Below are 14613 nucleotides of genomic sequence, written 5' to 3' on the forward strand. Positions count from 1 at the left end.
TTGTTACACCCCATTTTTAAGCGACTCTTTCATACTCATTGCCTGCTCCATCAGCTCTGTTGCATGACGTAGTGTCAAATCTGTCATATGTGTTCCGGAGATCATCCGCCCGAGTTCATTGCCACGTTCCGAATCCGTCAAGACATTGACTTGTGTCGTCGTCCGGTCTGTTTCTTCGATTTTACGGATGTATAAATGTTGATCTGCAATTGATGCCACTTGCGGCAGATGCGTAATGCACAGCACCTGGCTGTCGATCGACAGACGGTAAATCTTTTCTGCCATCGCTTGCGCGACGCGTCCGGATACCCCTGTATCGACCTCATCAAAGATGATCGACGCCACACCGACCGAGCGGGAGAAAATCGATTTCAGCCCTAGCATAATCCGGGACAGTTCTCCACCTGATGCGACTTTCCCCAGTGATTTAAACGGTTCGCCAGCATTCGTCATAATATAAAATTCGACGAAATCAATTCCATTCCGGCGTAAGACCGGTGCTTTGCCGTCCTGTAAAAATCTAATTTCGAACCGGGCTTTTTCCATGTACAGCTGACGCAGTTCTTGATGGATTGCTTCTCCTAACAGATGCGCCGCTTTGCGCCGAACCTGAGACAACTCTCCACCGATATCAAACAGTTCGCTTTCGAGCTGTTCGACTTCCAATTTCAACTTTTCAATCCGCTCGTCCCGGTTTGTCATCGTATCCAACTCAACACCGATTTTTTCCCCGTACGCAATGACTTCTTCAATCGTCGCTCCGTATTTTCGTTTCAACTGCTGGAAAACAGATAACCGCAGTTCAATCTCATCCAGCCGGTTCGAATCGAACTCCAGCGTCTCGAGTTGGTCACGAATCGCATAGCCAACTTCTTCGAGCACATAAAAAGCGTTGGCCAGTGTGTCACTTTGTCCGGAAAACTCCTCATCGATGCTGGATGCCTGCTGTAACTCGCGCATCGCGTCTCCGACCGAATCAATTCCCCGTCGTTCGTCATGTAACGCGTCATAAGCAGCACTCAGCGAAGCATGCAGTTTTTCAAAGTTTGCCAATCGATTTCGTTCGCTCAATAAATCTTCTTCTTCGCCTTTTCGGAGTTTGGCACTATCAATCTCTTCCGTTTGGAATGATAGCAGATCGATTCGTTGTGCCAGCTCCTGCTCACTTTGTGCCAGCGCCTGCAAAGCGTCCCGTTTTTCTTCATACAGTTGGAAACGGGTTTGATACCGTGTGAGAATCGGCGTAATGGTTTCTTGACCAAAATCATCTAAAATCGTCTGATGATACGTGCTCTCCATTAGATGCTGATGTTCGTGCTGACCGTGTAAATCCACCAATGCACGCCCGAATTCGCGTAGAATCGTCAAGGTGACGAGCTTGTGATTGACCCGGCAGACACTTTTTCCAGAAGCGAACAAGTCACGACGCAGAATGATCATCCCGTCTTCCATATCAATCCCGTATTCTTCCGCCAACGTATACGCCATGTGACCGTCTTCAATCATGAACAGCCCTTCCAGTTCGGCTTTATCTTCCCCGTACCGAACGAACTCTGCCGATCCACGGCCTCCAATCAACAGTCCGATGGCATCGAGGACAATCGATTTCCCGGCCCCGGTTTCTCCGGTCAGGACAGTCATTCCTTTTTTGAAGTCGATTTGTAATTGATCAATGATTGCAAATTGTTTTATTGATAATTCAGCTAACATCGTGTCAACTCCTTAAAGCATCCCTAAGATACGTTCCTTCACTTCTTCCGCTGTCTCTTCACTTCGTGCAATCATCAGTATCGTATCATCCCCGCAGACCGTTCCGAGAAGTTCTGTCCAACTCAAATGATCGAGCAGTACGCCTAGTGCGTTTGCATTTCCCGGCAGCACATGCATGACGATCAAATTTTGAGCGGAATCAATCGAGATAAAGCTGTCCCCGAGCAAGCGACGTAGCTTCCCTAGTGGATTAAAACGCTGATCAGCCGGCAGGCTGTATTTATAACGACCGTCGTTGAGCGGCACTTTGACAAGGTGGAGTTCCTTGATGTCGCGCGAAACAGTCGCTTGCGTAACTTTATATCCTGCATTTCGAAGTTCTTCCACCAATTCATCCTGTGTCTCGATTTCCGACTGCGTAATGATTTCCCGAATCTTGATTAACCGTTGCCCCTTTGTCATCCTTGCACCTCACAGTTTTTCTTCACTGATACTATTGTAATCCAATAATTCGATAAAAGTCCATGCCTGCCCTGTTATTCAGCCAAAATCAAAAGCAGACTTCATCTGACGACGAAGTCTGCTTTCCCGTTATAAGGCCGCATGGGCCAATCGGACTGTTTCGAGCGGATCGACTGTTTCATCCATTCCTGCCGCCTTGAGTTGGGCATGAAGCAGAAACTCGATGTTGCCTTCTCCGCCGGTAATCGGTGAAAAATCAAGCTGCTTTACATAAAATCCTTCGCGGACGAAGAAATCGACCATTTCCTTTAAAACCCGCTCATGAATCCGTTCATCGCGGACGATCCCTTTTTTCCCGACATCATCCCGTCCTGCCTCAAACTGCGGTTTAACAAGAGCAATGACATCACCATCCGGTTGTAAAATCGCCTTCAATGGCGGCAAAATCAACTTTAGGGAAATAAAAGAGACATCAATCGTCGCGAAGCTTGGAGCGACTGGAAACATATCTGGTGTCGCATGACGAAAATTCGTTTTCTCCATCGCTGTCACTCGATCATCCGAACGTAATTTCCAATCCAGTTGGTTCGAACCGACATCAAGAGCATACATATGAGCGGCACCGTTTTGAAGCGCACAGTCCGTAAATCCACCGGTTGAAGATCCGATGTCGAGCCCCGTCCGTTCAGATACATTGATGTCAAAGATATCAAGCGCCTTCTCCATCTTGAATCCGCCGCGCCCGACATATGGCATGACTTGACCTTTGACCGTCAAATCAATATCAGACTTTACTTTTTCTCCGGCTTTTTCCAACCGTTCCGTTCCGCTGAATACAAGACCTGCCATGATAGTTCGTTTTGCTTTTTCACGTGTTTCACATAAACCACGCTCGACGAGTAAGACGTCGAGGCGGATTTTTTTTACAGTTTCCATCAATCGTTACACACTCTGTTTCTTTCCTTGATTGACAAACGAACGGACTTCTTCCGCAATTTGTCCAGGTAATAATCCGATTTCTTCTAACAATTCGTTGACACCGCCGTGTTCGATATACCAATCTGGAATACCAAACCGTTTGACACGCGGGAACGCTTCCTGTTCGTTGGCATGTTCAAGAACTGCGGAACCAAATCCACCTTTCAGGACAGCCTCTTCGAGTGTCACGAGCGGAATCCCTTCTGCATATAACGCATCCAACATTTTTTCATCCAGCGGTTTGATCGTCCGGGCGTTAATGACACGGACTGATAGGTCGCCTTCAAGAAGTTCTGCGATTTTCAATGCATCTTGCACTTGCGGACCAAACGCCATGATGGCGACATCGGTTCCTTCGCGTTCCACTTCCCATGTATCCAGTGAGATCTCATGGAGTGTTTCGTCCATCGTGACACCGATTCCTTCACCACGCGGGAAACGTACGGCAATCGGACCTTCGTATTTGACAGCGGAATACAGTAAATGCTGCAATTCATTTTCATCCTTCGCCATGACGATGCGAATGTTTGGTACGTGACGCATGAAGGCAATATCAAAGACACCTTGGTGTGTCTCACCGTCAGCACCCACAAGTCCTGAACGGTCGATTGTGAAGGTCACGTCAAGATTTTGACGGGCCACATCGTGGACCAATTGATCATAGGCGCGTTGGAAGAATGTTGAATAGATCGACACGACCGGCTTCATGCCTTGTGTGGCTTGCCCGGCAGCAAACGTGACTGCATGTTGTTCCGCAATCCCGACATCAAACATTCGGTCCGGGAATTCTTTTTCGAAACAATCGAGTTTCGATCCGACGCTCATCGCCGGTGTGATCAATGTCAGCTTTTCATCCTCACGTGCCATCTTTGTCAGCGTATCTGCTACCGTGAACGAATAGCTTGGTGCTTTCGATTTTCCTTTGATGACTTCTCCGGACTCGATCTTATACGGTCCAAGACCATGCCACGTGCCGACTCCGTCGTACTCGGCAGGACGGTATCCTTTTCCTTTTTTCGTGATGACATGAAGCAGGACAGGTCCTTCTTCTTTTTTGACGTAGTTCAACTGTTCAATCAAATCATTTAAATCATGACCGTCGACCGGTCCGTAATAGTTGAAACCAAGCTCTTCAAAGAACATCCCGGGAACAAGCGCCCCTTTAACAGCTTCTTTGATTTTTTCTCCACCTTTTTCAAGTTTTCCGCCAATCAACGGAATTTTTTTGATTAAAGTTTCCAGCTCATCCTGCGCGTAGCGTACTTTACGCGACGACCGGATCCGACCTAACATCTGATGCATCGCGCCAACGTTCGGTGCAATCGACATCTCGTTGTCGTTTAGGATCACGATGACATTTTGTTGTTCCGCCCCGATATGGTTGAGTGCTTCAAGCGCCATACCGCCTGTCAAAGCACCATCACCGATGATGGCAATCGCCCGATCATCGTTCCCTTTTAATTCATTGGAAACGGCAATCCCCATTGCAGCTGATAGCGACGTTGAACTGTGACCAGTTTCCCAGACATCATGGATACTTTCATTACGTTTCGGGAAACCACATAGTCCTTTATGTTGACGCAACGTATCAAATTGTCCTGCACGTCCGGTCAAGATTTTATGCACATACGCTTGATGCCCGACATCCCAAACGAATTTGTCGTTTGGACTATCAAATTCCCGATGCAGCGCTAACGTCAGTTCAACGACACCCAGGTTAGGTGCCAAATGTCCACCCGTAGTTGCTAACTCTTCAATCAAAAAGCGTCGAATATCGCCCGCAAATACTTCTAATTCCGAGACTGACATGCGCTTTAAAAATGACGGATCCTGTATTTCTGTCAACTTCATACCTTACCGCCTCTTTCCCTTACATTCTTATATGGTTTGTACCCTACATTGTACTAGAACAATCTTTCGAACGCTACATTACCGGCACATAAAAAAAAGACGGCGCATGGCGCCGTCCATCTTAATGGTCGCGCTTGACGACAAAGTCGAGTAGTTCTTTAAGCGGCGTTGCTTCAACGGAAAGAGCTTCAATCGCTTCATTCGCCGCCGCCACTTGTGCTGCAAGCGCCCGCTTTGCACCATCGAGACCAAGTAACTTCGGATAAGTCGCTTTATCGTTTCCTTCATCGCTCCCGACAGGCTTTCCGATTTTTTCTGCATCTCCGGTCACATCGAGGATGTCATCTTGAATTTGGAACGCAATCCCGAGATGACGTCCATATCGTTTCAAATGGGTAATATCCGTGTCCGTGACTTGGGCCAAAATCCCGCCTGCTTCCACTGCGAAGATCAACAATGCGCCTGTTTTCCGGCGATGGATCGACTCTAATTCCTGAGCATCATTAATGCCACCGCGTTCGCCGAGCATATCGTCGAGTTGTCCGCCCACCATTCCAGCAGCACCTGCTGCTGTTGCCAGGCGTTCAACGAGCTTCACTTTGACTTCTGCCGATGCCTGCGTTTCTAGTAAACATGTAAAAGCGTTTGTCAGCAAGGCATCGCCTGCAAGAATCGCCGTTGCTTCGTCAAACTGGATGTGATTGGTTGGTCGACCACGTCGCATATCATCATCATCCATCGCTGGTAAGTCATCGTGGATCAGCGAGTATGTATGAATCATCTCAAGTGCTGCGGCTGTCGCATCCCCGTTTTTTCGATCTATTCCGTATGCGTCAAGAACGGCATAAATCAACGCCGGACGAACACGTTTCCCGCCGGCATCAAGCGAATAGCGCATCGCTTCCCGTAAACGATCCGGTGCTTCGAGACGATTCATAAAGGTTTCCAGTGCTTGTTCGACTTGCGTTTTCCACTCTGTTAAGACAATCATTGTGATCCCCCTTTTTCTCGTAACGTGCCATCTTGCTCTAATATTTGATCGAGTCGTTGTTCGGCTGTCGACAACTTTCCTTGGCAGAATGCAGTCAATTTTACACCTTCCTCGTATAACTTCATCGCTTGTTCCAACGGTGCTTCGCCTTCCTCAAGCAATTCGACGATTTCTTCCAGCCGCTCTAATGCTGATTCAAAGGATTGTTCCGTTTCCATTTTCTTCATCCTCTCGTTTCGCTAGGATACTTCCGTCATGAAACTGAATTCGGAAGGTCTGATCTGATAATTCAGCAACAGAACGAACCAGTTGTCCATCCTGCTCGACATATGTATATCCCCGAAGCAATACTTGCGTCGGACTGACCGAGTCGAGACGGGCAATCATTTGATGAAGCCGTTCCTGTTTCGAATGCACCACGCTGTGAATCCGTTCGAGCTGCTTGCGTGTACGAAGTACCTGGCGTGTTTGTTCAGCCAAGCGTTCATGCATCGTTATCCGCAACAAACGTTTTGTCCCATCGGTCACTGCCTGTCGTTTAGTCTGAAGATTTTGTTTGCTGACCCGGCTCAACTGCATCTCTGCACGATCTAGCCGTTCTTGTTTTAAACCTAACAGGACGCGGGGGGATTTCAAACCGTAACTTGTCGCCAGACGGTGGACCTGTTCTTTTTGCTCCTTGATGTACTGAGCATAGTTCCGCGTCAGGCGGCGATTCAGTTCATGAACACGCTTCTCAAGTTCTGCTGCTTCCGGTGTCACGAGTTCTGCCGCAGCTGTCGGAGTCGCCGCCCGGACATCCGCAACGAAATCAGCAATCGTAAAGTCCGTTTCATGACCGACGGCGGAAACAATCGGAATCCGGGATTGATAAATGGCCGTTACGACCGGCATTTCGTTAAACGCCCACAATTCTTCAATCGATCCGCCGCCACGCCCGATAATCATGACATCACATGCTTGATGTTCATTCATTGCTTCGATGGCACGAACGATTTGGGGCGCTGCGTCTTTCCCTTGAACCAATACAGGGGCAAAGACGATGGCAGCCTGTGGATAGCGCCGTCGTAAAGTCGTCGCGATATCGTGCAGAGCAGCTCCCTTTGGAGACGTCACGATTCCGATTTTTCGGGGAAACGCTGGTAACGCCTGTTTCCGTTCGGCGTCAAACCATCCCTTTTCCTCCACCGCTTCTTTTAATTGTACGTAAGCCTCATACAGCGCACCGACTCCGTCTTCCACCATCCGTTCGACATACAGTTGCATTTCACCGGATGCGACATAGACTGAAAGACGAGCCGTGATAACGACACGTGCTCCATCACGGATATCTGTTTTGACACGTCCCGCATCCCGGGCAAACATGACCGCTTTCATCCGCGATTGTTCGTCCTTCAACGTAAAATACAGGTGACCGGAAGAGTGTCGTTTAAAGTTCGACACTTCTCCCACCACCTGAACTTGTTGGAGCAACGAGTCGTTCTCGAGTTCCCGTTTGACGTAATGGACGAGTTCGGAAACTTGGAGCGGATTCGTCATTTCGCCGCCTCAATCGTATTGTGAAGCAACATCGTGATCGTCATCGGTCCGACCCCACCAGGAACTGGTGTAATCATCGAAGCGACTTCTTTCACAGCTTCAAACTCGACATCTCCGACCAACTTCCCGTCTACCCGGTTGACACCGACATCAATGACGACCGCATCCGGCTTGACCATATCGGCCGTAATCAGTTTTGGTACACCGACAGCGACAATCAGAATGTCCGCCAGACGGGTCATTGCACCCAGATCAGCAGTCTTCGAGTGACAATACGTCACCGTCGCTGATTCATTCAAAAACAGCATGCCGACCGGCTTACCGACGATTTGGCTTCGACCGACGACAACGACATGGCGACCGGCAATCGGTACATTCATCTCCTTGACAAGATGGAGAATTCCGTTTGGTGTACACGGCAAAAAGGTCGGTTCCCCAATCATCATTTTCCCGACGGAAACCGGGTGGAATCCATCAACATCCTTTTCCGGTGAGATGGCGAAAATGACCTTACTCTCATCAATATGCTTTGGCAAAGGTAATTGAACAAGAATACCGTGTATACTCGCATCAGCATTTAGACGGTCGATCAAGTGAAGCAACTCCGATTCCTTCGTCTCTTCCGGTAGTCGAATCAAGTCAGAATCCATCCCAATCTCTTGTGCCGCTTTTTCTTTCCCGCGGACATACGATTGACTCGCTGGATCTTCACCGATTAAGATGACGGTCAGTTTCGGTTGAATACGTTGTTCTTTCAGACGTGCGACTTCTTCTTTCAGTTTCAAACGATACGATTGTGCCACTTGTTTCCCATCGATTACGACTGCCATGATTTTGTCCACTCCCCCAAAAATATTCACTTCACTCTTTGCCTGATCACATTTCTCTCTTTAAAGTCAGTTGCTTTGCGGATTTTCTTTCAAACCGTTTTGTTCAACCTCTTGTGCCACTTTTCCTAATACACCATTGACGATTTTTGTTGCTTCTTCATCGGCAAAAGCTTTCGTTAATTCAATCGCTTCGTTGATCGTTACCCGGACTGGAATTTTAGCTTCAAACAACAGTTCATACACAGCGAGACGAAGAATCGTCCGTTCGATGTTTCCGAGACGTTCAAATGACCAGTTAACGAGCGCGGCACGTAACTTTTGATCGATTTCCGGTTTGTTTGCTTCGACACCTTCAACCAATCGTGTTACGAATGCGTCATATTCTTTACCTTCTACTGCGAATTCAATGGCTTCTTGTGCAGACAGATCCGAGAGTTCCATTTGGAACAAAGACTGTACTGCCAGTTCGCGTGCCATATGTCTTTTCATCATGATTTTACGTGCTCCTTTTTTTATCGTTCTCAATCAATTAGTTTAGCACATTCTTTTTTTAAAAAACATAGAGAACGCCAAAAAGACGGGAGTTAATACAATCTTCTCCCGTCTACGATCACTTCACGATTTCTGCTTTTAACTCGCGTTCCGTAAACTTCGTTGTGAAGGTTCCACGGCGAAATACAGGATGAGCCAAGACTTTTTGATGGAACGGAATCGTCGTTTTAACCCCTTCAATCCAAAACTCGGATAGTGCCCGTTCCATCTTCGCACATGCTTCTTCCCGCGTTTCGGCGTGCACGATCAATTTCGCGACCATCGAATCATAATACGGAGGAATCATGTAACCGGGATAAACCGCACTGTCGATTCGAACTCCCATACCGCCCGGAGCCACGTACTGGGTCACTCGTCCGGCGTGCGGACGGAAGTCATGATCCGGATCTTCCGCATTGATCCGGCATTCAATCGAGTGGCCATGGAATTGGATGTCTTTTTGACGAACCGCTAACGGATGATCAAGCGCCACTTGAAGTTGCGCCTGAACGAGATCAAAACCTGTGATCATCTCTGTCACCGGGTGCTCCACCTGAATCCGGGTATTCATTTCCATGAAGAAAAATTCGTTTGTCTCTTCAACAAAGATAAACTCGATTGTTCCTGCTCCTGTATAATCGATGGCTTTTGCCGCCTTGACGGCCGCTTCCCCCATCTTCAAGCGCGTTTCCGGACTGACGGCAGGAGACGGCGCTTCCTCGATCAATTTTTGCATCCGCCGTTGGACGGTACAATCCCGTTCCCCAAGGTGAATGACATTGCCATGACGGTCCGCGAGCACTTGCACTTCGACATGACGGAATTCTTCGATGAAACGTTCAAGATAGACATCACTGTTTCCAAACGCTTGTTTCGCTTCACGGCGTGTTTCATCCAGTCCGACAATCAGTTCTTCTTGTGAACGGGCCACTCGAATCCCTCGACCGCCGCCACCGGCAGTTGCTTTGATGATGACCGGATAGCCGATTTCATCTGCCAACTGTAACGCTTCCTCATCCGTAACCGTCCCGTCCGAACCAGGTACGACCGGTACACCACAGGCAATCATCGTTTGTTTCGCAACATCTTTAATCCCCATCTGTCGGATGGCAGCTGATGTCGGTCCGACGAATTTAATCCCACATGCTTCACACATCTCGGCAAAATCGACATTTTCGGCTAAAAAACCATACCCCGGATGAATCATCGTGACTTTCCGATTGGTCGCAACAGCCAGTATATTCGTAACATTCAAGTACGAGGCAGTCGAACTGACATCTCCAATACAATATGCTTCATCTGCTAAACGGACGTGCAAGGCATCCCGATCCGCTGTCGAATAAACAGCAACCGTCTGGATTCCAAGTTCTTTCGCAGCCCGAATAATCCGGACCGCAATCTCGCCTCGGTTTGCTATTAAAAGTTTTTCCATTGCCATCACCCCGCTTACGGACGAATCCGGAAGAGAGGTTGTCCGAATTCAACAAGGTCTCCGTCTGCGACGAGAATCTCGACGACCGTTCCGGCTACTTCCGAGTTTAGATTGTTAAATAATTTCATTGCTTCAAGAACACAAACGACTTGACCGACTTCGATCTGATCGCCGACTTTGACGAAAGACGGTTTATCCGGGTTCGGACGGGAATAAAACGTCCCAACCATCAACGCATTAATCGTTACTGTGTCTGTCTCAGAAGCTTGCTCTTCAGGTGCTGCTTCCGCGACCGGTGCGGCGGCAGGTTGAGCCGGAGCCGCGATTGGTGCCGGCGCTTGATGCGAAACGACGATGCTATCATTTTGTTTTTTTAATTTTAACTTATACGTATCGGTTTCAAGAGAAAGTTCATTGACGCTCGACTGATCTAACATTTCGAGTACTTGCTTTAACTGATCAATTTTCATTTATCATTCATCCCCTATCTCAACATTCACCTGTAACATTATACTTTAATATTATACCAGGTGCTAATGCCTACTCAAATATTAATATTAACTGGTCATACCAAAGGACGCAAGTCGAGGCAAAATGAAAAAAAACGCCCGTTGATTCAATCCGAAGATGAACGGGCGTTGTTTGAGCTGAATTATCCGTTGTAACGCCCTGTAAAATCACCAGTACGTGTATCAACTGTTACTTTTTCTCCTGCTTCGATGAAGAGTGGTACATGAATGATATGTCCTGTCTCAACCGTTGCATTTTTCTTAACGTTCGAAGCCGTATCGCCTTTGACGCCCGGTTCTGCTTCAACAATCGTCATGACGATCGTATTTGGCAACTCGATTCCGAGGATTTCACCATTGTAGACAGCGATTTGAACTTCCATGTTTTCAAGAAGGAACGGGAGCGCCGCTTCGACTTGTGCTGTCGTTAATTCCAGTTGCTCATATGACTCTGTATCCATGAAGACGTATGTTTCGCCCATTGGATAGAGATATTGCATCTTGTTACGCTCGATGTGGGCACGCTCGACACGTTCCCCGCCGCGGAACGTCATCTCTTGGATGCTTCCGTTACGGATGTTACGCATTTTCGTACGGACGAATGCCGCACCTTTACCCGGTTTAACGTGTTGGAATTCAAGAACCTGCCAAATCATTCCGTCTGATGTTTTAATTGTAAGCCCTGTTTTTAAATCGTTTACTGATACCATATAAAGTTCCTCCTAAATGTTGATCTTACCTTGTTTACAATGTAATGAGTTCTTTTGGTGAAGACGAAAGAATTTCACGACCTGATTCAGTGATCAAGACGTCATCCTCAATCCGACATCCTCCGACTTGTGGTACATAAATGCCCGGTTCAACCGTAACAATCATACCCGGTTGGAGTTTCGTTTCGGAACGGAACGATAATCCTGGTCCTTCATGTACCTCTAAACCAATTCCGTGACCCGTTGAATGACCGAAATATTCCCCATATCCTGCATCCTTAATGATGTCACGCGTCAAAGCATCCGCTTCGATTCCGGTAATGCCCGGACGCAATCCGTCAACACCCGCAAGTTGCGCTTTGAGGACCGTATCGTAAATCGTCTGTAACTCTGGACTGATCGGTCCGATCGCAACAGTACGTGTGATATCCGAGACGTATCCATTCAGAAGCGCACCAAAATCAAGCGTCACGAGTTCACCTGACTGAATCACTTTCGAACTGGCGACACCGTGTGGTAACGCCGAACGATAACCGGATGCAACAATCGTATCGAACGAAGAAGATGTTGCGCCCTGTTTACGCATGAAGAATTCGAGTTCGTTTGAAACTTCAAGTTCTGTTCGCCCGGCTTGAATATACGTCAAGATGTGGTGGAACGTCGCATCTGCTAAATCCACCGCTTCCTTAATCATCTTAATCTCTGATGAATCCTTAATCAAGCGTAGGTTTTCAACGATTCCTGTCGTCGGAACCAATTCCACAGAGGATGCCTGATCGAATGCCTCGAACGAGCCGAGTGTCATGGCATCTTTTTCGACACCCACTGCACGCACACGGGCTCCAACCATCAACTCACCCATCGTTTCAGGAATCGACCGTTCAATCTGAACGATTTCCATCCCCTTCACTTGGTCAGCTGCTTGTTCCGTGTAACGGAAATCCGTCACGAAATAGGCCTGTTCTACCGTCACGAGACATGCGCCGCTTGATCCGGTGAATCCAGAAATATAGCGGATGTTTTCTGCCTTTGTGACGAGAAGACCTGGTAAATCCCGTTCCTTAAGAGCCGTTTGAAGTGCTTCGATACGATGTTTCATGTCTGTTTTCCCCCTTTTATTATGTAGACGGTTGAATCAATGCCTCAATCGCAAGCAGATACCCCATCATCCCTAAGCCGCTGATGACACCTCGGCAAACCGGCGCAAGCACCGAATGATGCCGAAATACTTCACGTGCATGAACGTTTGATAGATGAACTTCGATTGTCGGTACGTTAATTGCTGCAATCGCATCGCGCAACGCAATGCTTGTATGCGTGTAAGCCGCTGCATTTAAAACGATTCCGTCATATCCGCGTGCTCCATGTAGATAATCAATCAATTCTCCCTCATGATTCGATTGGGCGAACTGAAAATCAATATTTTCAAAACGATTTTTTATCAGACGTTCCAAATCCGATAAAGTTTGCATCCCATATGTATCCGGTTCGCGTGTTCCAAGCAAATTCAAGTTCGGCCCATTCAAGACGAATATCCGCATTTCATCACCTCCAGATTATCCCCGTTATTGTATCATAAGTCGTTTTCCGTCTCCTAAATTTTCGACCGTCATCGACAGCTGAGCATAGTGTTTTTTTCATAAATCAAGTAAAATGACGGTACACGATATTTTAATTCAAGATGGGATGCGTTGTTTTATGAAAACTGCTCAAGCGCCCGTCGGTGGACAAGCCATCGTCGAGGGTGTCATGTTCCAAAATGCCACACATGCCGTCTCAGCCATTCGTCGAAATGACGACACGATTGAAACATTCGAACAAAAAAAGCCGATTCGACCGCGGATTGCTGTCGGTAAAAAAATCCCTCTGATCCGTGGATTGTTCGCATTAGTCGAATCTTCAGCAAACGGAGCGAGCCATATGAATTTTGCCAGCGACCGGTACGGTGTTGTTCCGGGTGAAGAGGAACCGGAAGAAGCTCCGCAAGGACAACTGACAAAGTGGCTTGGTGTCGCTGTTCTGGGTGTCTTGTCGTTCTTTTTTGGGAAACTGTTGTTTACATTGCTCCCGGCTTTTTTAGCATCACTTTTCAGCTATTTCCCGGAATTATCCGGACATTTGATTCAAAACGTACTGGAAGCTTTAATTAAATTGACCCTGCTGTTCAGTTATCTCTATCTGATTTCATTGACTCCGCTTGTCAAACGATTGTTTCAATATCACGGCGCAGAGCATAAAGTCATCAATTGTGTCGAGAGCGGGAAAAACTTGACGGTCGAAAACGTCCGTACCAGCAGTCGCCTGCATTATCGTTGCGGTTCAAGTTTCTTGATTTTTACCGTCATCGTCGGCTTTTTTGTTTATTTGATCGTCCCGACTGACCCACTTTGGTTGCGTCTCGTGTGTCGAATCGCTTTGTTGCCGGTCGTAATCGGTTTATCTTTTGAAGTTTTACAATTAACGAATAAAGCACAAAATATTAAAGGTTTACGTGTCATCGCCTTGCCTGGCCTGTGGTTACAGTACTTGACGACAAAGGAACCGGATGATTCTCAAATCGAGGTCGCGATTTATGCGTTTGAAGCACTCGAAAAACAGGAACATAACTTACATGAGAATGCACTTGGTTAATTGATAACAGGGGTGATAATATGATCAGACAACGGATTGGCTCTACATTCGCACTTGTCGTGTTGTTGTTTGCGTTCGTCGGCTTTGGATATACACTGGCAAATGATCCCGGTAAACTCTTTTCTCAACTTCTGTTTTTTGCAATCACAGCCGGAATTATCTTCCTGCTGTTTAAATTCTTGACACGAAATAGTGGTGCTTCGAGCGGAGCAAACTCCCAGTACCGAAAATCTGTCGCCCAGTCCAAAAAAATGTACGCCAAACGGGATCAACCGTCTCGACGTACAGAGTTTAAGAAGAAACCTGTCAAATCAACAAAAACACCCTCTTCCAATAAAGTCCGTCCATTGCGTGATCGTTCAAAAGCTCCACATTTAACGGTCATTGAAGGAAAAAAAGGGAAAAAGAAAAAACGGGCTTTTTAAACAGATAGCAACAG

16 protein-coding genes are annotated in these 14613 nt (G+C 47.3%); 2 read left to right on the top strand and 14 right to left on the bottom strand.

Translation table 11 applies throughout. The annotated features are described in order from the left end of the window. Positions 1 to 3: 3 nt before the first annotated feature. The 14 genes from recN to aroQ form a co-directional block, all read right to left on the bottom strand. Complete coding sequence (gene recN / locus ACHA8N_RS08625) at positions 4 to 1710, bottom strand: DNA repair protein RecN (RefSeq protein ID WP_147511809.1); 1707 nt, start codon at positions 1708 to 1710, stop codon at positions 4 to 6. Positions 1711 to 1722: 12 nt separating this feature from the next. Next, positions 1723 to 2172, bottom strand: coding sequence for a transcriptional regulator AhrC/ArgR (ahrC, locus tag ACHA8N_RS08630; RefSeq protein WP_147511810.1), 450 nt, complete (start codon positions 2170 to 2172; stop codon positions 1723 to 1725). Positions 2173 to 2301: 129 nt separating this feature from the next. After that, positions 2302 to 3108, bottom strand: a complete 807-nt coding sequence (locus ACHA8N_RS08635; RefSeq protein WP_147511811.1) for a TlyA family RNA methyltransferase — start codon at positions 3106 to 3108, stop codon at positions 2302 to 2304. 6 nt (positions 3109 to 3114) lie between these two features. After that, complete coding sequence (gene dxs, locus ACHA8N_RS08640) at positions 3115 to 5001, bottom strand: 1-deoxy-D-xylulose-5-phosphate synthase (protein WP_147511812.1); 1887 nt, start codon at positions 4999 to 5001, stop codon at positions 3115 to 3117. Between the two features lie 121 nt (positions 5002 to 5122). Continuing rightward, the gene (locus ACHA8N_RS08645) at positions 5123 to 5992 is read right to left on the bottom strand and encodes a polyprenyl synthetase family protein (protein ID WP_147511813.1); all 870 of its coding nucleotides are present in this window, start codon (positions 5990 to 5992) and stop codon (positions 5123 to 5125) included. Then, positions 5989 to 6210 carry an exodeoxyribonuclease VII small subunit gene (gene xseB, locus ACHA8N_RS08650; RefSeq protein ID WP_147511814.1) on the bottom strand — a complete coding sequence of 74 codons (222 nt, stop codon included), beginning with the start codon at positions 6208 to 6210 and terminating at the stop codon, positions 5989 to 5991. Before xseB ends, ACHA8N_RS08645 begins: the two co-directional genes overlap by 4 nt. Beyond that, entirely contained in the window at positions 6188 to 7531 is a 1344-nt protein-coding gene (xseA, locus tag ACHA8N_RS08655) for an exodeoxyribonuclease VII large subunit (protein WP_393965447.1), read from the bottom strand. The genes xseB and xseA overlap by 23 nt, the downstream gene beginning before the upstream one ends. Next, entirely contained in the window at positions 7528 to 8361 is an 834-nt protein-coding gene (folD, locus tag ACHA8N_RS08660; protein ID WP_393965448.1) for a bifunctional methylenetetrahydrofolate dehydrogenase/methenyltetrahydrofolate cyclohydrolase FolD, read from the bottom strand. The genes xseA and folD overlap by 4 nt, the downstream gene beginning before the upstream one ends. Positions 8362 to 8427: 66 nt before the next feature. Beyond that, positions 8428 to 8853, bottom strand: a complete 426-nt coding sequence (gene nusB, locus ACHA8N_RS08665; protein ID WP_147511817.1) for a transcription antitermination factor NusB — start codon at positions 8851 to 8853, stop codon at positions 8428 to 8430. A gap of 118 nt (positions 8854 to 8971) precedes the next feature. Further along, a complete protein-coding gene (gene accC / locus ACHA8N_RS08670; protein ID WP_147511818.1) occupies positions 8972 to 10324 on the bottom strand; it encodes an acetyl-CoA carboxylase biotin carboxylase subunit in 1353 nt (450 codons plus the stop codon). 14 nt (positions 10325 to 10338) lie between these two features. Further along, positions 10339 to 10794, bottom strand: coding sequence for an acetyl-CoA carboxylase biotin carboxyl carrier protein (accB, locus tag ACHA8N_RS08675; RefSeq protein ID WP_393965449.1), 456 nt, complete (start codon positions 10792 to 10794; stop codon positions 10339 to 10341). A 182-nt stretch (positions 10795 to 10976) separates the two neighbouring features. Then, complete coding sequence (efp, locus tag ACHA8N_RS08680) at positions 10977 to 11543, bottom strand: elongation factor P (RefSeq protein WP_147511820.1); 567 nt, start codon at positions 11541 to 11543, stop codon at positions 10977 to 10979. A gap of 34 nt (positions 11544 to 11577) precedes the next feature. Next, complete coding sequence (locus ACHA8N_RS08685) at positions 11578 to 12642, bottom strand: M24 family metallopeptidase (protein WP_147511821.1); 1065 nt, start codon at positions 12640 to 12642, stop codon at positions 11578 to 11580. Positions 12643 to 12661: 19 nt separating this feature from the next. Further along, positions 12662 to 13084 carry a type II 3-dehydroquinate dehydratase gene (aroQ, locus tag ACHA8N_RS08690; RefSeq protein WP_147511822.1) on the bottom strand — a complete coding sequence of 141 codons (423 nt, stop codon included), beginning with the start codon at positions 13082 to 13084 and terminating at the stop codon, positions 12662 to 12664. Between the two features lie 157 nt (positions 13085 to 13241). Between aroQ and ACHA8N_RS08695 the strand changes: the two genes are divergently transcribed. Both ACHA8N_RS08695 and ACHA8N_RS08700 read left to right on the top strand, forming a co-directional pair. Beyond that, entirely contained in the window at positions 13242 to 14174 is a 933-nt protein-coding gene (locus ACHA8N_RS08695) for a DUF1385 domain-containing protein (RefSeq protein ID WP_393965450.1), read from the top strand. A 20-nt stretch (positions 14175 to 14194) separates the two neighbouring features. After that, on the top strand, positions 14195 to 14599 hold the full coding sequence (locus ACHA8N_RS08700; RefSeq protein ID WP_147511824.1) for an SA1362 family protein: 405 nt from the start codon (positions 14195 to 14197) through the stop codon (positions 14597 to 14599). The last annotated feature ends 14 nt before the right edge of the window (positions 14600 to 14613 follow it).

The organism is Exiguobacterium sp. S22-S28, assembly GCF_043359615.1.
GTDB lineage: Bacteria > Bacillota > Bacilli > Exiguobacteriales > Exiguobacteriaceae > Exiguobacterium_A.